Source organism: Achromobacter xylosoxidans A8, from assembly GCF_000165835.1.
GTDB classification, from domain to species: domain Bacteria; phylum Pseudomonadota; class Gammaproteobacteria; order Burkholderiales; family Burkholderiaceae_B; genus Achromobacter; species Achromobacter xylosoxidans_B.
In genome coordinates this window covers 6,311,621-6,329,641 of sequence record NC_014640.1, presented here as the reverse complement: position 1 = coordinate 6,329,641, position 18,021 = coordinate 6,311,621, and the positions used below count along the sequence as shown (strand labels likewise).

15 protein-coding genes are annotated in these 18,021 nt (G+C 67.2%); 9 read left to right on the top strand and 6 right to left on the bottom strand.

The genetic code is table 11. The annotated features are described in order from the left end of the window. The first annotated feature begins 1 nt into the window (after nucleotide 1). The 3 genes from AXYL_RS29110 to AXYL_RS29100 all read left to right on the top strand — a co-directional run bounded on the left by AXYL_RS29110 (nucleotide 2) and on the right by AXYL_RS29100 (nucleotide 2,575). Nucleotides 2-895, top strand: a complete 894-nt coding sequence (locus AXYL_RS29110) for a DMT family transporter (RefSeq protein WP_013396473.1) — start codon at nucleotides 2-4, stop codon at nucleotides 893-895. Between the two features lie 77 nt (nucleotides 896-972). Beyond that, a complete protein-coding gene (locus AXYL_RS34490; protein ID WP_013396472.1) occupies nucleotides 973-1,734 on the top strand; it encodes a PadR family transcriptional regulator in 762 nt (253 codons plus the stop codon). 25 nt (nucleotides 1,735-1,759) lie between these two features. Beyond that, nucleotides 1,760-2,575 (top strand): siderophore-interacting protein, encoded by an 816-nt coding sequence (locus AXYL_RS29100; protein WP_013396471.1) that lies wholly within the window; start codon nucleotides 1,760-1,762, stop codon nucleotides 2,573-2,575. A 40-nt stretch (nucleotides 2,576-2,615) separates the two neighbouring features. On the opposite strand, the gene AXYL_RS29095 is transcribed toward AXYL_RS29100, so the two are convergent. Beyond that, entirely contained in the window at nucleotides 2,616-3,494 is an 879-nt protein-coding gene (locus AXYL_RS29095; protein WP_013396470.1) for a LysR family transcriptional regulator, read from the bottom strand. 103 nt (nucleotides 3,495-3,597) lie between these two features. Here AXYL_RS29095 and AXYL_RS29090 point away from each other — a divergent pair, with 103 nt between their 5' ends. Continuing rightward, nucleotides 3,598-4,458 carry an isocitrate lyase/PEP mutase family protein gene (locus AXYL_RS29090; protein WP_013396469.1) on the top strand — a complete coding sequence of 287 codons (861 nt, stop codon included), beginning with the start codon at nucleotides 3,598-3,600 and terminating at the stop codon, nucleotides 4,456-4,458. Nucleotides 4,459-4,468: 10 nt separating this feature from the next. On the opposite strand, the gene AXYL_RS29085 is transcribed toward AXYL_RS29090, so the two are convergent. Together AXYL_RS29085 and AXYL_RS29080 are read right to left on the bottom strand one after the other, a co-directional pair. Continuing rightward, entirely contained in the window at nucleotides 4,469-7,345 is a 2,877-nt protein-coding gene (locus tag AXYL_RS29085; protein WP_013396468.1) for a WG repeat-containing protein, read from the bottom strand. Then, entirely contained in the window at nucleotides 7,342-10,494 is a 3,153-nt protein-coding gene (locus tag AXYL_RS29080) for a WG repeat-containing protein (protein WP_013396467.1), read from the bottom strand. Before AXYL_RS29080 ends, AXYL_RS29085 begins: the two co-directional genes overlap by 4 nt. 325 nt (nucleotides 10,495-10,819) lie before the next feature. Here AXYL_RS29080 and AXYL_RS29075 point away from each other — a divergent pair, with 325 nt between their 5' ends. After that, nucleotides 10,820-12,061 (top strand): MFS transporter, encoded by a 1,242-nt coding sequence (locus tag AXYL_RS29075; RefSeq protein ID WP_013396466.1) that lies wholly within the window; start codon nucleotides 10,820-10,822, stop codon nucleotides 12,059-12,061. A 7-nt stretch (nucleotides 12,062-12,068) separates the two neighbouring features. Here the strand turns inward: AXYL_RS29075 and AXYL_RS29070 are convergent, their stop codons facing one another. After that, nucleotides 12,069-12,449 carry a cupin domain-containing protein gene (locus AXYL_RS29070; protein ID WP_013396465.1) on the bottom strand — a complete coding sequence of 127 codons (381 nt, stop codon included), beginning with the start codon at nucleotides 12,447-12,449 and terminating at the stop codon, nucleotides 12,069-12,071. Between the two features lie 83 nt (nucleotides 12,450-12,532). Between AXYL_RS29070 and AXYL_RS29065 the strand changes: the two genes are divergently transcribed. From AXYL_RS29065 to AXYL_RS29050, 4 genes are all read left to right on the top strand, one after another. Next, nucleotides 12,533-12,757, top strand: a complete 225-nt coding sequence (locus AXYL_RS29065; RefSeq protein ID WP_013396464.1) for an Arm DNA-binding domain-containing protein — start codon at nucleotides 12,533-12,535, stop codon at nucleotides 12,755-12,757. A gap of 11 nt (nucleotides 12,758-12,768) precedes the next feature. Continuing rightward, nucleotides 12,769-13,317, top strand: a complete 549-nt coding sequence (locus AXYL_RS29060) for an ureidoglycolate lyase (RefSeq protein WP_013396463.1) — start codon at nucleotides 12,769-12,771, stop codon at nucleotides 13,315-13,317. A 103-nt stretch (nucleotides 13,318-13,420) separates the two neighbouring features. Then, nucleotides 13,421-14,920: a DUF1254 domain-containing protein gene (locus AXYL_RS29055; protein ID WP_013396462.1), complete on the top strand. Its 1,500-nt coding sequence runs from the start codon at nucleotides 13,421-13,423 to the stop codon at nucleotides 14,918-14,920. Nucleotides 14,921-15,017: 97 nt separating this feature from the next. Continuing rightward, on the top strand, nucleotides 15,018-15,947 hold the full coding sequence (locus AXYL_RS29050; RefSeq protein ID WP_013396461.1) for a LysR family transcriptional regulator: 930 nt from the start codon (nucleotides 15,018-15,020) through the stop codon (nucleotides 15,945-15,947). 9 nt (nucleotides 15,948-15,956) lie between these two features. Here AXYL_RS29050 and AXYL_RS29045 read toward each other — a convergent pair whose 3' ends face one another. Beyond that, the gene (locus tag AXYL_RS29045) at nucleotides 15,957-16,775 is read right to left on the bottom strand and encodes an SDR family oxidoreductase (RefSeq protein WP_013396460.1); all 819 of its coding nucleotides are present in this window, start codon (nucleotides 16,773-16,775) and stop codon (nucleotides 15,957-15,959) included. 22 nt (nucleotides 16,776-16,797) lie between these two features. Further along, nucleotides 16,798-17,997, bottom strand: coding sequence for an ABC transporter substrate-binding protein (locus AXYL_RS29040; RefSeq protein WP_013396459.1), 1,200 nt, complete (start codon nucleotides 17,995-17,997; stop codon nucleotides 16,798-16,800). Nucleotides 17,998-18,021: the final 24 nt, after the last annotated feature.

Here is an 18,021-nt window from a genome sequence, read left to right as displayed (position 1 = left end):
CATGTCCACCGCCACGCTTTCCCGCCGCCACGCCTTGCTGCTTTTGGGCGTGGTGGTGCTGGCCTGGGGCCTCACCTGGATCGTCAACAAGCAGCTGCTGCACTACATGACGCCCATCTGGGCGGCTGCCGCGCGCACGATGGTGGGCACGGTCGCGTTGCTAGTGCTGGGCCTGGCGCTGCGCCGCGTGGCCTGCCCGGTCAAGGCCGACCTTCCCGTGATCCTCAGCGTGGGGCTGCTGCATATGGGCGCCTTCGCCGCGCTGGTCAGCCTGGGCATGCAGTACGTGCCGGCGGGCCGCTCGGCCGTGCTGGCCTACACCACGCCGTTGTGGGTGATCCCGGGAGCCTGGCTGTTCCTGGGAGAGTCCGTGGGCCGCGCGCGGCGCGCGGGACTGGCCCTGGGCCTGCTGGGTTTGGTCGTGATCTTCAATCCGCTGGCCTTCGACTGGACGAATCGCGATGCCTTGTTGGGCAACGGCCTGATCCTGCTGGCGGCGCTGTGCTGGGCGGCCAACATCGTCTACGTGCGCGCCCACCGCTGGGTCACGCCGCCGTTCGAACTCGCGCTGTGGCAGGCCCTGTTGGCTTCGGTCCTGCTGTCGGCCGTGGCCTATGGCGCCGAAGGTCCGCCGCAAGCGGCGTGGAGCGCGGACCTGGCGTGGCTGCTGGGTTATGCCGGCGTGTTCGGCATCGCGGTGGCGCACTGGGCTGCCGTAAATGTAAATCGTGCATTGCCGGCGGGCGTGACTTCGATCGGACTGTTGGGAGTGCCCGTGTTCGGCCTGCTGTGCTCGGCCGTGCTCCTGCATGAGCCGGTCAGCGCCTCGCTGCTGGCGGGCATGGCCCTCATCGTGGGAGGCATCGCTGCAGGGGTGATCGAACGTCGCGCTTGACGGCCGGACTATCGCAGGTATATCGTAAGATATATGTCGTAAGATATAGATCTTGCGATAGACACCGGAGGTAAACCATGCGTGATGCCCAATTCCTTACCGCATTCGTGCGCCGTGCCCGCCAGAAGCCGGAGGGCCGCCACGATCATTCCCATCCCCATCATTCCCATGCGCACCATCGCCACCACGGTGAGGGCCATGGCCACCATCAGCGCCACGCTGGCGCGGGCGGCGACTGGTTCTCCGGTCCGGCCGACGAGCGCGGCGAGGGTGGCGGCTTCGGCGGCGGTTTCGGCGACGACGGGCGCGGCTGGACCCGCAGCCGCAAAGTCAGCGCCGACGACCTGCAGCTGATGCTGCTGGGCCTGCTGGAAAAAAATCCCAGCCATGGCTACGAACTGATCAAGGCGCTGGGCGCGCTCAGCAACGGCTTCTACACGCCCAGCCCCGGCATGGTCTATCCCGCGCTGACCTATCTGGAAGAGTTGGGCTACGCCACCGTCGAGCAAGAGGGCGCGAAGAAGCGCTATCACTTGGCCGAGCCGGGCCGCGCGCACCTGGACGGCAACCGCGAGCGCCTTGCGCTGATGTTCAACAAGCTCAAGCACGTGGCGCGCAAGATGGACTGGATGCGCCAGGCCTGGAGCGGCCAGCCGCGCACCGTCGGCCCGGAAGGCGAAGACACCGCTACGGGTTGGCTGCCGGAATTCGTGGCCGCGCGCCAGGCGCTCAAGCGCGCGCTGCTGGACCGCACCGACGCCTCGCCCCAAGAACAACGGCGCATCGCGGCCATCCTGGCCCGCGCCACCGCGGAAATCACGGACCCGAGCTGTTCCTGATTCCGATTCTTTTCCTGGAGTATCCATGACCCGCAACGACCTGAATGTCGAACGCGTCCGCCACGACCTGAAGATGCGCACGCTGACCGTGGCCAGCGTCGAGCGCATTGCCGGCCTGCTGGCCCGCGTCACTTTCACCGGCGACGACCTGCAGGACTTCGTGTCCGCCTCGTTCGACGACCACGTGAAGCTGTTCTTTCCCGCCGATCCGTCCTTGCCGCCGGCGCTGCCGGTCGTAACCTCGGACGGCATCAAGTTCCCCGAGGACGCGCCCAAGCCCGCCGCGCGCGATTACACGCCGCGCCGTTTCGACACGGCGCGCAGGGAGCTGGACATCGATTTCGTGCTGCATGGCGACGGTCCCGCGTCCACCTGGGCGGAACAGGCCGAACCCGGCCAGCAACTGGGCATAGGCGGCCCGCGCGGTTCTTTCGTCGTGCCCAAGGGCTTTGACTGGCACGTGCTGATCGGCGACGAAACCGCCTTGCCCGCCATTGCCCGCCGCCTGGAAGAATTGCCGGCCACCGCGCAGGCGCTGGTGCTGATCGAAGTGCCGCAGGCCTCCAACGAGATTTCGCTGCCTACCCAGGCCCAGGCTTCCGTGCGCTGGCTGCATCGCAACGGCACCGCGCCGGGCTACAGCACTCTGCTGCTGGAAGCGGCGCGCGAACTGAAACTGCCGCCGGGCGAAGGCTATGCCTGGGTCGCCGCGGAATCCGCCGCCGCCAAGGCCTTGCGGGAAATCATGGTGGCGCAGCACGGCATCGACAAGAGCCGCATCCGCGCCGCCAGCTACTGGAAGCGCGGAGCGGTCGCCGTGCACGAGTCGCACGAAGGCTGAGTCCGGTCTCGATTCGTCGGCGGGCGCGGGGGCAAGGTCCTCAGTCGCCGGCCAAGGCCAGCAGATTGCGCACGCGTCCACCCGCGCCCTGCTCGCGCACGGCCAGGCCCAGCACCGCGCGCGGCCAGTCCAGCGCGAAGGGGCGGTACACCACGCCGTCGGGCCGCAGATGGCGCAGCGATTCCGGCACGATGGCCACGCCCATGCCGGCGGCGACCAGGTTCACCGCTGACGACAGTTGCGGCGCGCGCTGGCCGATCTGCGGATTCAGCCCATGTTGGCGGCAGGCCGCCATGATGTCGGCGCTGAGCCCATAGCCGGACTTGCGCGAATACAGGATGAAGCGCTCCTGCTCCAGATCGGCGGGCGCGAGCCGCTTGCGCCGCGCCAGCGGGTGGCCTAGCGGCAAGGCCACCACCAGCGGTTCTTCCGCCAGTTGCGTGAATGCCAGGCCGCCATCCAGCGCAAAGGGTGGACGCACAAAGGCCGCGTCGATGGCGCCGCTGCGCAGCTGCGCCACCAGCGTTTCGCTGTCGCCTTGCGACAGCGTCATCTCCACGTCCGGATACTGCTGCCGGTACTGTCGTATCAGTTCCGTCACCACGCCGCTGAAGGACGCGGATTCCGTGAACCCCAAGGTGAGCTCGCCGACTTCGCCGCGCGCGGCGCGCTGCGCGGTCAGCACGGCGGCCTGGGCGCGTTGCAGGATGTCCTGCGCGCAAACCAGGAAGGCGCGGCCGGCGTCGTTCAGCGCGACGCCGCGCCCCATACGGTCGAATAGCGGCGTGCCGACTTCCTGCTCCAGCTGGCGGATCTGCTGCGACAGCGGCGGCTGCGCCATGCCCAGCTGTTCCGCCGCGCGCGTGAAGTGCTGGGCCTCGGCGGTGGCGACGAAGTAACGCAGATGGCGCAGTTCCATATCTGTACTCTAAAAGTATTGATTATCAATTTTCCATATATTGGACATTCTATTGCGACGCGCCGATCATGCGTACATCGACGACATCCGCAAAGGAATCCACATGACTGCCCTCATCAAACCCAGCACCCTGTTGCGCCAGCACCTGGCCCACGACATCGTCGTGGCGCCCGGCGCCTATGACGGCATGTCGGCGCGGCTGGTGGCGGCCGCGGGCTTTTCCGCCGTCTACGCCAGCGGCGGCGCCATCGCGCGCGCGGCCGGCTATCCGGACATCGGCCTGCTCAGCTTTACCGAGGTCATGGACCGCGTGGAGAAGATCGTGGACGCCAGCGGCCTGCCGGTGGTGGCCGACGCCGACACCGGCTTCGGCGGTTCGGCCAATGTGGAGCGCACGGTGCGCATCATGGAACGCGCGGGCGTGGCGGCCTTCCACATCGAAGACCAGTCCTTTCCCAAGCGCTGCGGCCATCTGGACGACAAGAGCCTGGTGGATGCCGAGGAAATGTGCCGCAAAGTGCACATCGCGCGCCAGACCCTGAGCGACCCCGACGCGCTGGTGATCGCGCGTACCGACGCCATCGCGGTCGAGGGTTTCGAGGCCGCGCTATCGCGTGCCGAGCGCTACCTGAAGGCGGGGGCGGACATGATCTTCGTGGAAGCGCCCGAGACGCTGGAGCAGATCCGCGCCATCGCCGAGCGCCTGCCCGGCCTGAAGCTCATCAATATGTTTTACGGCGGCAAGACGCCGCTCACGCCGCTGGCCGACCTGGCGGCCATGGGCTACCGCCTGGCGATCATTCCGTCGGACCTGCAACGCGCCGCCATCCACGCCATGCAGGCCACGCTCGCGGCGATCAAGCAGACCGGCGACAGCAGCGCGCTGGCCGATCAGCTCACCAGCTTCAAGGAGCGGGAAGAGATCGTGCAGACGCGCCGTTATCTGGCGCTGGACGCGCAGTAGGCGCGCGGCGCTAGCGGGCGCAGCGGCTGGGCAGGCTCAGCGGCCACAGCCGCTGGTCGTGCGAGCCGTACAGCATACGCACGCCGCATTCGATTTCCACGCGCGCCACCTGCTTGCCGGCGGGATCGATGATCATCGACTTCTCCAGCGTGGACACCACCGCGCGGCCATTGTGGAACGGCGCGACCGCCCGGTAGTCGGCGGCGATCACCAGCTTGCCCTGGGCGTCCACATAACCGTAGCCGCTGTCGATGCCGACCGGCGCCAAGCCTTCGCGCAGCAGGCCCAGCGCGTCGAACGCGGGGCCGGCCAGTGCGCCCTTGCCGTCCACCGCGCGCATGCCCCGGTTGGACACGCGCGCTACGGCGCGTCCTTCGGAGTAGGCCGACGCAACGCCCTCGACGGAGAGCCGCTTCTTGCCGTCCAGGCCGGTGTAGTCGGTCATCTCCCGGTTGCCGGCGTAATAGTGCCGCAGCAGCATGTCGGAGCCCAGCGGCCAGCGCCATTCGCCGGCCGGCAGCGTGGTCACGGTCTTGCCCTGGTCGTCGATCAGGCGCGGACCGTCTTCGCCCGTCAGCAGGGCGCGGGCCGGTTCGCCGCGGAAGGAGCCGGCGGTGGCGGCCAAAGGCGCGATCTGCCATTGCCCCTGGCTGTCCAGATAGCCGATGCGCGGTCCGCGCCGCAGCACCGTCCAGTCGCCCATGCGCAGGTAGTTCGCGTCCTCCATGTCCACCGCTTCCGAACCGTCCGGGGTGATGGTCCAGCGGTGCTTGTCGTCGCTGGCCGCGATCGCGCCGTCGCTATCCACGCCGACCGAGAGCTTGGGCCGGAAGGCGGTCAGCGCGCGGCCCTCGGCGTTGAAGACGGCGGCGGGGCGTTCATATTCATTTTCCTGGGGTCCCGCCTGGCGCAGCTTCCAGATCCGCGCGGTGATGCGTTCGGCGCTGTGGTGGCTGGGCGGCACGATCCACTTGCCCTGCAGGTCGATGACGCCGACTCGGTCCTGGCCCAGCGAGGCGATCGCCTGGCCGTCCTGGAACAGGCCGATGTCCAGGAACGCGGGCGCGGCGAGCTCCTTGCCGGCGACGAAGTCGTACAAGCCCCAGGGCGAGCCCTCCGCCGCGGTCTTGAGGAAGCGGACCACGCCGGGGGCGACGATCTGCGCTTCGAAGAAGTCGCGCGGCAGGTCATAGGTCTTGCCCTCGCGGTCCAGCATGCGGCTCACGCCATCGGCGTACGCCGGCGCATAGCCGTGGCGGAAGGGTCCGATGTGCTGCTGCGCGGGCAGGTCCATGGGCTTGCCCATGGCATCCAGCAGCAGCAGGCCTGCGTCGGTCTGCGCGGCGTAGCGTAGTTGCTCCGCCTTGAGTCCCGCGGCTTCTGCCTCGGCTTGCGCGCCATAGTCATCCTCGGATCCGTCCAGCGGGACGATGTTGCTCCAGGCCGGATCGGAGGCAATGCCGCCGTCGGCCAGCAGCAGGCCGGCGCCGCCCTCGTCGCATTGGCAGTGGTCCTGGGCCAGCAGGCCCAGGGCGCTGCCCGGTATGTCCAGCGGCAGCTCCCGGAGCGAGCGGCTCTTGGCGGCCTCCACCGTTTCGGGCTTGAGCAGCGCGCGGCCCTCGTCGTCCAGCACGTTGAGCAGTTCGCCTTCCTGCTTGAAGACCCACAGCTTGCCCTGGCTGACTACCATCCTGCCGGTGTCCTTGAGCCAGGCGGGAGCCGTTTCACCGTGCAGCCAGTTGCCCATCGGCGTCAAGAGGCCCACGGGTACGCGTTCCTCGTTCGAGAACAGCACATAGCCTTTCTGGTCTTCAGCCACGATCAGGCCCGCGCCCAGCGTCAGCGGCTCGGCGCGTCCCGGCACCAGCGCCATCTGTTTGTCGCCGGAGGGGTAGACGATGGCGTCGCCGTAGCGCTGCGATCCCTGCGCTTCGGCGGACTTGAGCGTAATGACGGGCTTGCCGTCGCTGTCCAGCACGGCATAGGAGCCGCGGCCGAGTTCGGCGCTCCAGAATGCCGGGGTCACGGGCATCATGCTGCGGTAGCCCTGGTCCGCGCCCACGGTCTTGCCATCCGCGTCCAGCAGCAGCGCCTCGCTTTCGCGATAGGCGACGGCCATCGAACCGTCTTCGCCCGGCACCGAAATATCCTGGTAGTCGGGTTCCAGCACCCACTTCCAGTCCCGGTCCACCAGGCCGTACCGGCCTTCCGCATTAATGGCGATGTACAGGCCGTTGCCATAGGACTTGACGAGGCTGACGCCGACGTCGTTGTAGCGGCGCTCGCGGGTACTGGAGCGGTACTCCGGCTTGTACTCCACCGTCGCCAGCGCCGGCACGCCCGCGCCCAGATGCAGCGATTGCACGCCTTCGTCCATTGGTTCGCCCACCGGCTGGCCCTTGCGGTCGATCAGTAGGTAGCGGCCGTCCAGTATGGCGACGGTCAGGCCGATCTCGGCATAGTCCTGCACGGCGTCGTAGCGCGGCGGCACTGCCATCCGGCCTTTGGTATCGATGAAACCCCACTTGCCTTTCCATTTCACCGCGGCCAGGCCGTGGCTGAAGTCGCCCACCGCTTCGAAGATGGGCGAAATCGCCAGCCGGCCGTTCTGGTCCAGGAAGCCCCAGGCATGGCGGCGCAGCGACTGATCGCGCGGCACGCGGTCGATGTTCACCAGCGCGGACGGCAGCAGCACCGCGGCGCGCTGGTCCGCCAGCGCGCGGATGCAGCCGTTGGCGTAGGGGCTGACATCATCGTCGACCGTGAGGCTGTAGGGCTTTTCCTCGATGCAGTATGAGTTGCCGAACTGCGCATGCGCCGACAGGGACGCGCCCAGCGCGGCCAGGGCGCAGGCAAGGCGGGTGGTGCGTATCGCGCGTGACTTCATGGTTGTTTCGCTTTGGCGTTGTCGGGGGCGAGTTCGAACTTGTCGGCCACGGGGCAGTCCATTTTCTGTTGCGGCCAGGTGATCCTGCCTTGGTCGTCCAGGATCGTCACGGTGTCGCACACCACGGTAAACGTGGCAATAGGCACGCCCTTGGTATCGATGTACTGCGTGTTCCGGCTCTGGTGGTTGCTGCGGACCAGCGCGCGTTCCTCGCTGAAGTTTCCGGCCCAGGTAAAGACGGGCGGGATGGCATAGCGTCCCGTCAGGTCGATGTAGCCGAATAGCTTGCCGGAATACTGCAGGCGGCGCGCCACGGCCAGGCCGTTATTCAGCGGGCCCAGCGTGTCGAAGTGCGGTCCCACGATGCGTTTGCCGCTGGCGTCGATGAAGCCGTTCCTGCCGTTGCCCGAGGCGTTGCGGTAGGTCGTCACGCCTTCGTTGGCATGGCGGTCTTCCACGCTATAGGTGCCATCGATGCGGGTGATCTCGCGGCCCTGCAGGTCCGTCATGACGCTGACCGAGTTTTCCGAATCATGGAACACGATGCGCTGCATGGAGGCCAGCGGCGAGCCGTCGCCCCGCTTGGGCAGCACGGTCTTGCCGTCCAGGTCGATCAAGCGGTAGCCGGACCCGGTGTAGGCGCGCGCCAGCCCCTCGGGCTGCGCGAAGAAGGGATTGAACTCGCCGTAGATGGCGGGAACCTTCAGGTTGCCGCGGGCATCGATGGCGCCTTCGCCGTCTTCGTGTTCGATGTAGAGCCAGTGCTGGTACAGCTCCTTGCGCTCGGCCCGGCTGTCGGATACGCGCGTGGCGCCGCCCTTGGCGTCGAACACCACGGTTCCGCCGCCTGCCAGCGTGCCCAGGTAGCGCCCGTCCTTCAATCGCTCTGGCTTGCCGGTCACAAGCTCGCTGGCTTTGCCGCTACGCAGGTTCACCAGGCGGTAGGTGGTGTCGAAAGAGCTGCGGGAGCGCTGTCCGGAGGCGTTGTCCTCGATCAGCATGAGGCCATTGCCCAGGTACTCCAGCTTGTACGAGCTTTCCTGTGTGGCGGGCACTACCCACTTGCCCTCGCGGTTCATCACGCCCCAGCGGTCCTGGTGCTGGACCTTGGTCCAGTCGTCCTCGAACTTCTCCATGCTTTCGTATACCGGCTTGACCGCCGGCGCGCCCCGGGCGACGTTCCAGATGCCCCAGCGGTTCTCGCGGTTTTCGTCCGGCGCGCGGTACTGGATAAGTTCGCCGTCGAAATTCATGGCGCCGTCCAGCACCTCGGCCGGAACTTGCGCGGCCTTGCCGCGGGCGTCGATCACCAGGCTGTCGTCGTTGCGGCTGCGCGCTCCGCCCGCCAGCGCGTAAGCGCCGCGGAACGGGCGGATGACGCTGTAGCGGGGCGGCACGGCCCAGCCGCCGTCGGCGTCGATGGCGCCATACTTGCCGTTGGTGGCGCGCACCGGCAAGGGCATCGACGCGTCGTAGCTGGACATGTCCTCCCAATCTGGATTGGTCACGATCTTGCCCTTGGACGTCAGGATGCCGAGAGGCTGCGTGTAGTCCAGAGGCCGCAGCAAGGCCAGCGGCAAGCTGTCCGCGGTGACGCGGCCGCGGGTCGACTCGCTGGCGGAAAAGGCTCTGATGTCGTAGTCCTGCAGGCGCGCGACGGTGTCGGCGTCCAGCAGCGGCTTGCCTTCGCGCGTATAGATCTGCAGCAGACCGCCGCCGGCATCGGGCGACGCATCGGCGCTCGTCGCTTCTGCTGCGGCGGCCCTGGTGATGTCCACCGCCGCCGTGGCTGCGTCCATCGCGGCAGGCGTGGCGATGTCGACCGCCACGGTCGCGGCTGCCGAGGCTTCGGTTGCCGCCGCGACTGCTTCTGCCGCGCTCGCGTCCTGCGAGGCGATCGCGGCATCGGCCGAGGCCTCGACTGCCTCTCCTGGTCCATCTTCGTCGGAGACTGCGGCAGTACCGGCGGCTGCGGCATCACCCGTCATTGCCGCGGCATCGGCTGCCGCTTCCGCTGCCGCTTCCGCTGCCGCTTCCGCTTCCGCTTCAGCCGCCATGTCCTCCGCGCGTGGCGCCAGCGCGGCGGTCACCCAAGCCTGTCCGTTGCTGATCTGCACCCGGCCATGGCGCGCGTCTATCTTGCGGAACTTGCCGGCGGGATCGATCAGCAGCACGGCCTCGTCATCGATCATGACGCGCCAGCCATCGCGTTCATCCAGGCCGATGTAATTGCCCTTGAAGGCATGCTGCACGCCTAGCTTGGCGTTCAGCAGCAGCGCCTTGCCCGCGCCTTTTTGCTTGACCAACCACAGCCCGGGCCCTGCCAACTGCACGTCCTCGTAGCGCTGCCCATGGATGGACTTGCCGCTGGCATTCACGAACTCCCAGCCTTTTTCGCGGTTCACCGCCAGCACATCCCCATCGCGCAACGCGGGTTGGCGGGCGCGCAGCACGTCCGGCGCGATCGCCCAGCGGGCCTGCTCGTCCAGCAGTCCCCACCAGCCGCCGTAGCGCGAATCGCGCAACTGGGCCGGCAGGTAGCCGCCGCTGGGCGCGGCCAGCGCCATGACGCCGGCGGGCAGCGTCGCCGCCTTGCCGGTCTCGGTGTTGAACAGGCGCGGCGGCATGGGCATTTCCATCGATGCCAGTTTCTGCCCCCGTTGGAAGCCCCAGGAGCGCGTGCCCAGCTCGAAGGTCTTGACCACCTTGCCGCTGCGGTCGATCAGCACGTCGTGTCCTTGCTCTTCGGCCAGCGCGGTGCCTTCGGCATTGAAACCCGTCGCTTCACTAAAGCGCGGCTTGATGGCCCACTGCCCCTGCTTGTCGATATAGCCCCAGAGCCCGTCCTGGCTGGCGGCCGCCAGACCGTTCTGGAAGGATTTGACTTCCTGGAAGGCTGGCGCGATGGCCATGCGGCCTTGCTGGTTGAGATAGCCCCAGCGTCCCGAGTCGTCGTCGGCCGATCCCGTCAGTACGGCCGCCAAGCCCTCGTGGAAGGCCAGTTGGCATTCCAGGTCGGCGCCGTTGTATTCGTTGAGGCCGGGGGCGCAGCGGTCCAGCCAGCCGGCCTGGGCCGCGCCGGGGATGGCGGGCAGGGCAGCCAGCGCCACGGCCAGCGCCAGCGGTTTGAGGGCGAGCGGGGTCTTCATCGTGCAGCAGCGCGGGTTGCAACCGCGCAAGCGTAAAGGCCGGGCTGGGCGTGCCACATGGTCGTATGCCTGCCAAGAAAGATGGGAAGGCAGCACTGTAACCAGCGGCAGCAGGCAATTAGGCGATAAATGTAACTGTCGAAAACAAACCGTTAAAAACACGGCTATCCGAGGTTGCATGGCGCCGATTCCGGGCGCAGTCCTGACATTCCTGCAAAGCATGCAGCGGACAAAAAATAATCGGTTGATGCGCACACGCGCCGGCCCTGTAATGGACGCCGGTGCCTGCCCGCACGGAGGCGACTATTCATAGCCGAGGTCCGCCATGCCCGTCCTGCGCAAGTCTTCCCTGGATGCCTCCCAACTATTGCTGCTGGTCCTGGCCGGCGGCGTCATTATGGGCCTGGCGCTGGGCGTGCGCCATGTGCAGGGCCTGTTCCTCCTGCCTGTCACGATGGACCGCGGCTGGAGCCGCGAGACCTTCGCCATGGCGCTGGCGGTGCAGAACCTGACCTGGGGCGTGGCGCAGCCGTTTACCGGCATGGTTGCCGACCGCTACGGCTCGGCCAAGGTGATTGCGGGCGGACTGCTGTTCTATGCGCTGGGGCTGGCGGGCATGGCGCATGCCGCCACGCCCGCCGGGTTCCTGTGGACAGCGGGCGTGTGCATAGGCATCGCGCTGTCCGGCACCGCATTCGCCGTGATCTACGGCGCGCTCAGCCGGCTGGTGGCGCCTGAACGCCGCAGCTGGGCGCTGGGCGTGGCGGGCGCGGTGGGCGGCCTGGGCCAGTTCACCATGGTGCCGGCCGCGCAATGGCTGATCAGCGGCTGGGGCTGGGTCGCGGCCCTGTTGTCGTTCGCGCTGGTGTTGCTCGTGCTGCTGCCCCTGGCGTTGCCGCTGCGCGAGTCTCCCGGCCGGGAGCAGGGTGTGGCGTCCGGCGAAGCAGGGCTGTCCATGTCCGCAGCCATACGCGAGGCCTTCGCCCAGCCCGGCTTCTGGCTGTTGAACCTGGGCTTCCTGGCCTGCGGCTTCCAGCTTGCCTTCATCGGCACGCACCTGCCCGCGTACCTGATGGACAAGGGCCTGCGCGCCTCCGACGCGGTGGCGGCGCTGGCTATCATCGCGCTGACCAACGTCATGGGCACCTACGTCTGCGGCGTCCTGGGCGGACGTCACCGCCGCAAGTACCTGCTGGCCGGCATCTATCTACTGCGCACGGCCGCCATCGCGCTGTTCGTGCTGCTGCCGCTGTCGTCATGGACCGTGTACGTGTTCGCGGCGGTCATGGGCTTCGTCTGGCTGGGCACGGTGCCGCTCACCAACGGCTTGATATCCCAGGTGTTCGGCGTGCGCTACATCACAACCCTGTTCGGTTTCGTGTTCTTCGGCCACCAGCTGGGGTCCTTCCTGGGGGTGTGGCTGGGCGGCGTGGTGTTCGAGGCCACCGGCTCCTATGACCTGATCTGGCTGGGCGCCATGGCGCTGGGCGTGCTGTCGGCGGCGCTGCACTGGCCGATAGACGACCGCGAGATCCGGCGGGTCCCTGCCGCGGCCGCGCCCAGCTGATGGCGGCTTACAGCGGCCGGTGCTGCGTGCCCGCGCCCATGGTGATGTGCAGCATGCGGCAGGAGCCGGCCACCTTGAGCGTGTGCCAGATGCCCTTGGGGACCACATAGGCATCGCCTGCCTGCATCCGCACGGCCTGTTCGCCTGTCGGCCATTCCAGCCGCAGTTCCGCCGCGCCCTCGATCAGGCGCAGGACCTCGTCGGCCTGCGGGTGCATTTCCCATTGCGGCCAGTCCGTTTCGAAGGCGTATTCGGATACGAGCCAACCGCGGCCGTAGCGTTCAAGTTCCTCTTCCGGCTGCGACCAGAAGGCGTTGCCGCCTTCGACGGCCGTACAGGCGCCCGAGGCGTCCAGCAGGAGATAGTGCGACGACAGATTGGTAGTCATGTTGCGCTTCCTGGCGTGAAGGATGTCGGGCCAGTGTAAAGCGATATCATGTGCATCTTCATCGGCTATAACAGGAGAGGGCGATGCGCCAGGGATTCGATGGGGTCAGGCCCGCGTCCGAGTCTTCCATCGAGATCGGCTTCTTCCATGAAGGCCGGCATTGCGTCGAACGCATCCGGGCCAAGCCCACCGCCGCCAACCTCAAGCGCGCCGCCGACCGCCGGGCCGCCATCCTCGAGGCCATTGCGCGCGGCGAATTCGACTACGACGCCGAGTTTCCCAAGCGCGGCGGCGCGACCAAGCCATAACAGGGTTCCGCATGACGAGCGACAAGCAGCTGGACATCAACGATCTGACGCCGGACGCCTTCCGGGCCTACGGCTGGATGCTGGGCAAGCCCATGCCGGACGGCAACGGCGTGCCGTTGTTTTCCAACCCGGCCACCGACTTCTGGCAAGAGCATCTGTTCAACACGGGCGCGGGCGGGGACGCAGAGCTGTTGTGGGTCAACTACCGCAGCCAGTCCTTCGAGATCTCCAGCCTCGAAAAGCACCTGCTGACGCAGCAGGCCATCGTGCCGCTGACCGGCGAGATCATCCAGGTGGTGGCGCGCAGCGCGGCCGACGGCAGCCCCGATCTGGCCAGCCTGATGGCATTCCGCGTGCCGCAGGGGCAGGGCGTCTGCATGCGCCCGGGCTGCTGGCACGCCACGCGCGTGACGGAGGAGGAAGTCACCTGCCTGATGCTGACCCGCCGGTCCACCACCGTGGACCTGATTCAGCATCTGACCACGGACGCCGCCGCCAGCGAAAGCGCGATCGTGGCGATTCCCCTGCAGCGGCTCGAAGGCCAGACCCAGCCGGCTTGAGCGCATCCGGGGAAATGTGCCAGAATTCCCCGGAAATTCCCGCCTCGCACGCGACGCTGCCTTCAGCGGGCGCCGCCAACATCACGCAGTGTTGGAGCAATGAATGCGCGACCGTCAGACTGGCATCGAGTTCTTGCGCGCGACCCGCCTGCTTCTTGCGGCACTGCTGATCGGCAGTGCCGCAGGATGCGCCATCCATTCGCAAGATTCCAGCGGCTCGCAATCGGTAGGCATCGACGGCGTCACGGCGCAACAGGCGCGCGGCATCGCCCGCGAAGCCTATCTCTACGGCACGCCCATGGTCGCCAGCTACCAGACCATGCATGCCTTCAGCATCGACAAGAGCAACCCCCAGTACAAGGGGCCGTTCAACACCGTCAACAACGTTGCGCGCGTCTTCACGCCCGAAGACAGCGCCTTCGTCACGCCCAACGCCGACACGCCATACACGTTCGCGGTGCTGGACCTGCGCGCCGAACCCGTGGTCATCTCCGTGCCTGCCATGGAGCCGCGCCGCTATTTCGTGCTGCAGCTGATGGACCTGTACACCTACAACTTCGCCTATATCGGCAGCCGCAGCACCGGCAATGGCGGCGGCCGGTTCCTGGTCGCGGGCCCGCGCTGGAAGGGCAAGACGCCTGCCGGCATCACCAAGGTGATCAGGTCGGAGACCGACCTGGTCAACCTGGTCGGGCGCACCCAGCTCTTCAGCGCCGGCGACCTGCCCAACGTCAAGCGCATCCAGTCGCGCTACAAGATCCAGACCTTGTCGGCCTTCCGCAAGCAGCGCGCGCCCGCAGTGGCGCCGGCCGTGGACTGGATCCCACCGGAACCGCCCGCGCAGATGCGCAGCTCGCTGGAGTTCTACAACCAGCTTGCCTTCCTGCTGCAGTTTGCGCCGGCCCATTCTTCCGAGCAGTCATTGCGCGAACGCTTTGCCAGCATCGGCCTGGAACCCGGCCGGCAATTCGATTTCAACGGCATGAACCCCGCATTGCGTCGCGCCCTGCAGGAAGGCATGCACGACGGCCAGAACGACATCGACAAGAACCGCGAGGCCCTGAACGGCAAGACCGACGGGCTGTTCGGCGACCGCAACACACTGAAGAATGATTACCTCGCGCGCGCCACCGGCACGCAGGTCGGCATCGGCGGCAACAGCCGCGAGGAAGCGCTCTATCCCGTGCTGGAGAACGACAGCACCGGCCAGCCGCTGGACGGCCGCAACAAGTACACCCTGCGCTTCGCCCCGCGCAGCCTGCCGCCCGTCAATGCGTTCTGGTCCATGACCATGTATCGCCTGCCGGACCAGTTGCTGGCGCCCAATCCGCTCAAGCGCTACCTGATCAATTCCTCGATGCTGTCGTCGCTCAAGCGCGACCGCGACGGCGGCATTACGATCTACCTCCAGTCGGAGTCGCCGGGCAAGGGCAAGGAAGCCAACTGGCTGCCCGCGCCGGCCGGGCCCTTCATGGTCACGCTGCGGTACTACTGGCCCAAGCCGGCGCTGCTGGAAGGCAAGTGGACTTCGCCGCAGATCGAACGCGCCAGGCAGGCGCCCCAGGCGCGCCCGGCGCCTTTCCCGCCCCAGGTTCGACACTAGAGGCCGTCTGGGCTACAAGAAGGCCTCGCGCAGGCCAGTCATCGCCATCCGGGCAGGCGCAGTCGGGTAGACGCCCACACAGGGAGCCTCGCGCCGCATGAAGCGCAATTTCAATATTCACGACCTGCGCATTTTCTACGCGGTAGTCATGACCGGATCGACCCGCCAGGCCGCGCAGTCCATGCATTTGACGCAGCCGGCGGTCAGCCACGCGATTTCCCGCCTGGAAGGCGCGACCGGCGTGCAACTGTTCGACCGGTCGCACAAAACCTTGCGCCCCACCGAGGCGGGCCAGTACCTCTACAGCGAAGCGAAGTTCGTGCTGGACGAGCTGGTCCGCATCGACGAGGCCCTGCACAGCATCGAACAGTTCGGCGGGCGCGGCCTGCGCATTGCGTCGTCGCCCGCGCTGGCGCTGGGCTACGCGCCCGATGCCGTGCGACGCTATCTGGACGTCAACGGCACCCGGCCTTTCTCCATTGATATCGAATCGTCCGTGCAGGCCATCAGCGCGGTCGAGACCATGCGCGCGGACTTCGGCCTGGGCGCGGTTGAGCGCGACAGCGCCCGGCTGGCATTCACGCCGTTCTTGCGCGCCGACGTCATGGCCATCGCGCATCGCGACCATCCCCTGGCGGCGCGCGACACCATTGCAGCGGCCGATATCCCGCCAGACACCTACGTAAAGCCCTTGTGGTCCGACTATGTGGTCGCACAGGGCGACATCGCGGATTCGCTGCTGCTGAGTTCCGGCATGCGGGCGCACATGTCGCTGCTGCCCGGCACGGTTCGGGCGGTCCAGGGCATCAGTTTGGTCAACGCTTTATCCGCGTGGGATATCGTGGCGGCCTATCCCGATCTGGTCGCCCGGCCGCTGGCTTCGCGGCAGTGGTTCGATTTCTATCTCATTACCCGCAAGGAGCCGCGCAACCAGGACCTGGCCGAGCGATTGCTTGACGCCTTGCGCGCCACGGCACAGGCGCGCCGCCAGGGCGTCTACGCGCAAACAGTCCAACTGCTGGCGTAGGGCGCGGCCTCAGTCCGCCGGCGGCTGCCAGGGCAGCGATTGCAGGTCGCCGTCTATGCTGATCGCCTGCCCGCTGATCATTGCCCCGAACGGGCTGGCCAGGAACAGCGCCATATTGGCGATGTCCGCTGCCCGCACGAACTGCCGCAGGCTGACGCCGGACAGTTCCAACCGGGTCTCTTCCGCCACCGTCAGACCCATGTTTTTCGCGCGCGCCTCGATCACGCGGTCGATGCGCGGCCCAGCCACCAGCCCGGGCAGCAGCGCGTTGACGCGGATGCCATGGCCGCCCAGCTCGACCGCCAGCGAACGGGTCAGCCCCACCACGCCCCATTTGGTTGCCGCGTAGGGTGTGCGCATGGGTATGCCCATGCGGCCTGCCACCGAGCTGATGTTGATGATGCTGCCGCCGCCCGCAGCGCGTAGCGCCGGCAACGCATGTCGCACCGTGTGGAACTGCGATGCCAGATTGATGTCCAGCGTCGCGTCCAGTTCTTGCGGTTTGATGTCCGCGATACCCGCGGTCGGGCCGGCTATGCCGGCATTGTTGACCAGCACGTCCAGGCCGCCCAGCTGCGCCAGCGCTTCCTGCATGTAGCGGTCGATCTCGTCGCGCCGGCCCACGTCGGCGCGCGAGCTGGGGTAAGGGCAGGCCGCCAGCGCCTGTTCGTCCACGTCGCAGACGTGCACCCTGGCGCCGCGTTCGGCGAATGCGGCGGCGATCGCCGCGCCGATGCCGGCCGCGCCCGCGGTCACGATGACGCGTTTGCCGGAAAGATCCACCGGAAGCGCGGAAATGTCCGCCGGGACAGCGTTCTTCACAGTCATGCCAGATCCTTGTGGTTGCGGTTCAGGGCTTCATCAAGCGGCAGGTCGATTCCGCCGGCGTGGTATAGACCTGGTCGCCCGGCACCCTGGCCACCAGCTTGTAGTAATCCCAAGGGGCCTTCGACTCCGCCGGCGTCTTTACCTGCATCAGGAACATGTCGTGCACCATCAGGCCATCGGCGCGGATCTTGCCGTCCTTCACGAAGAAGTCATTCACCGGATTCGCCTTCAGCCATTTCATGACAGTATCGCCATCGGTGCTGTTGGTGGCTGCCACGGCCTTCAGGTATGTCGTGGCGGCGGAATAGTCGCCGGCCTGCAGCATCGAGGGTTTCTTCTTCATGGTGGCTTCGAAGCGCGAGGCCCACTTGCGCGAGGCGTCGTCCTGGTCCCAGTACCAGGCCGTGGTCAGGTACATGTTCTGCGCGGCCTGCAGGCCCAGCGCGTGGACGTCGGTGATCAGCACCAGCAGGCCGGCGATCTTCATCTTCGGCGTCAGGCCGAATTCATTGGCCGCCTTGACCGCATTGCTGGTGTCGCTGGCCGAATTCGCCAGTCCCAGCACCGATGCGCCGGATGCCTGCGCCTGCAGGATGAAGGACGAAAAATCCGCCGCGTTCAGCGGATGCCTGACCCGCCCCTTGACGGCGCCGCCGTCGGCCTGCACCACGGCCGACGCATCGCGCTCCAGCGCATGTCCGAAGGCGTGGTCCACGGTCAGGAAGTACCAGTTCTTGTCGCCTTCCTTCATCATCGCGCGCGCCGTGCCGCGCGCCAGCGAGACCGTGTCGTACACGTAGTGCACGGTGTAGGGCGTGCATTGGGAATTCGTCAGTTCGGAAGCGCCCGCGCTCACCACGAAGAACGGCGTCTTCTTTTCTTCGGCCACCTTCGCCATCGCCAGCGCCGCCGCCGAGTTCGCGCCTGCGATCAGCATGTTCACGCCTTTCTGGTCCAGCCATTCACGCGCCCTGGAGGAGGCAATGTCAGCGCGGTTCTGATGGTCCGCCACCAGGACCTCGACCTTCTTGCCTGCCACCACGCCGCCCAGGTCCGCCACGGCCATCTTGATCGCCTCGGCGCCGCCGGGGCCGTCGGCGTCCGCCGACAGGCCGGACATATCGGTAATGAAGCCGATGCGGATCACGTCGTCATCGGCTTGCGCCGCGCCGGCCATTCCCAACAGCGCAGCCACCGCCGTCGCGCACAATGTTCTTTTCATGTCTCTCTCCCCACTGGATAGGAT

What these genes read in the sequence shown, in the direction of transcription:
- AXYL_RS29110 (WP_013396473.1), top strand. Translation starts at nt 2, where the DNA reads ATGTCCACCGCCACGCTTTCCCGCCGCCACGCCTTGCTGCTTTTGGGC.
- AXYL_RS34490 (WP_013396472.1), top strand. Translation starts at nt 973, where the DNA reads ATGCGTGATGCCCAATTCCTTACCGCATTCGTGCGCCGTGCCCGCCAG.
- AXYL_RS29100 (WP_013396471.1), top strand. Translation starts at nt 1,760, where the DNA reads ATGACCCGCAACGACCTGAATGTCGAACGCGTCCGCCACGACCTGAAG.
- AXYL_RS29095 (WP_013396470.1), bottom strand. Translation starts at nt 3,494, where the DNA reads ATGGAACTGCGCCATCTGCGTTACTTCGTCGCCACCGCCGAGGCCCAG.
- AXYL_RS29090 (WP_013396469.1), top strand. Translation starts at nt 3,598, where the DNA reads ATGACTGCCCTCATCAAACCCAGCACCCTGTTGCGCCAGCACCTGGCC.
- AXYL_RS29085 (WP_013396468.1), bottom strand. Translation starts at nt 7,345, where the DNA reads ATGAAGTCACGCGCGATACGCACCACCCGCCTTGCCTGCGCCCTGGCC.
- AXYL_RS29080 (WP_013396467.1), bottom strand. Translation starts at nt 10,494, where the DNA reads ATGAAGACCCCGCTCGCCCTCAAACCGCTGGCGCTGGCCGTGGCGCTG.
- AXYL_RS29075 (WP_013396466.1), top strand. Translation starts at nt 10,820, where the DNA reads ATGCCCGTCCTGCGCAAGTCTTCCCTGGATGCCTCCCAACTATTGCTG.
- AXYL_RS29070 (WP_013396465.1), bottom strand. Translation starts at nt 12,449, where the DNA reads ATGACTACCAATCTGTCGTCGCACTATCTCCTGCTGGACGCCTCGGGC.
- AXYL_RS29065 (WP_013396464.1), top strand. Translation starts at nt 12,533, where the DNA reads ATGCGCCAGGGATTCGATGGGGTCAGGCCCGCGTCCGAGTCTTCCATC.
- AXYL_RS29060 (WP_013396463.1), top strand. Translation starts at nt 12,769, where the DNA reads ATGACGAGCGACAAGCAGCTGGACATCAACGATCTGACGCCGGACGCC.
- AXYL_RS29055 (WP_013396462.1), top strand. Translation starts at nt 13,421, where the DNA reads ATGCGCGACCGTCAGACTGGCATCGAGTTCTTGCGCGCGACCCGCCTG.
- AXYL_RS29050 (WP_013396461.1), top strand. Translation starts at nt 15,018, where the DNA reads ATGAAGCGCAATTTCAATATTCACGACCTGCGCATTTTCTACGCGGTA.
- AXYL_RS29045 (WP_013396460.1), bottom strand. Translation starts at nt 16,775, where the DNA reads ATGACTGTGAAGAACGCTGTCCCGGCGGACATTTCCGCGCTTCCGGTG.
- AXYL_RS29040 (WP_013396459.1), bottom strand. Translation starts at nt 17,997, where the DNA reads ATGAAAAGAACATTGTGCGCGACGGCGGTGGCTGCGCTGTTGGGAATG.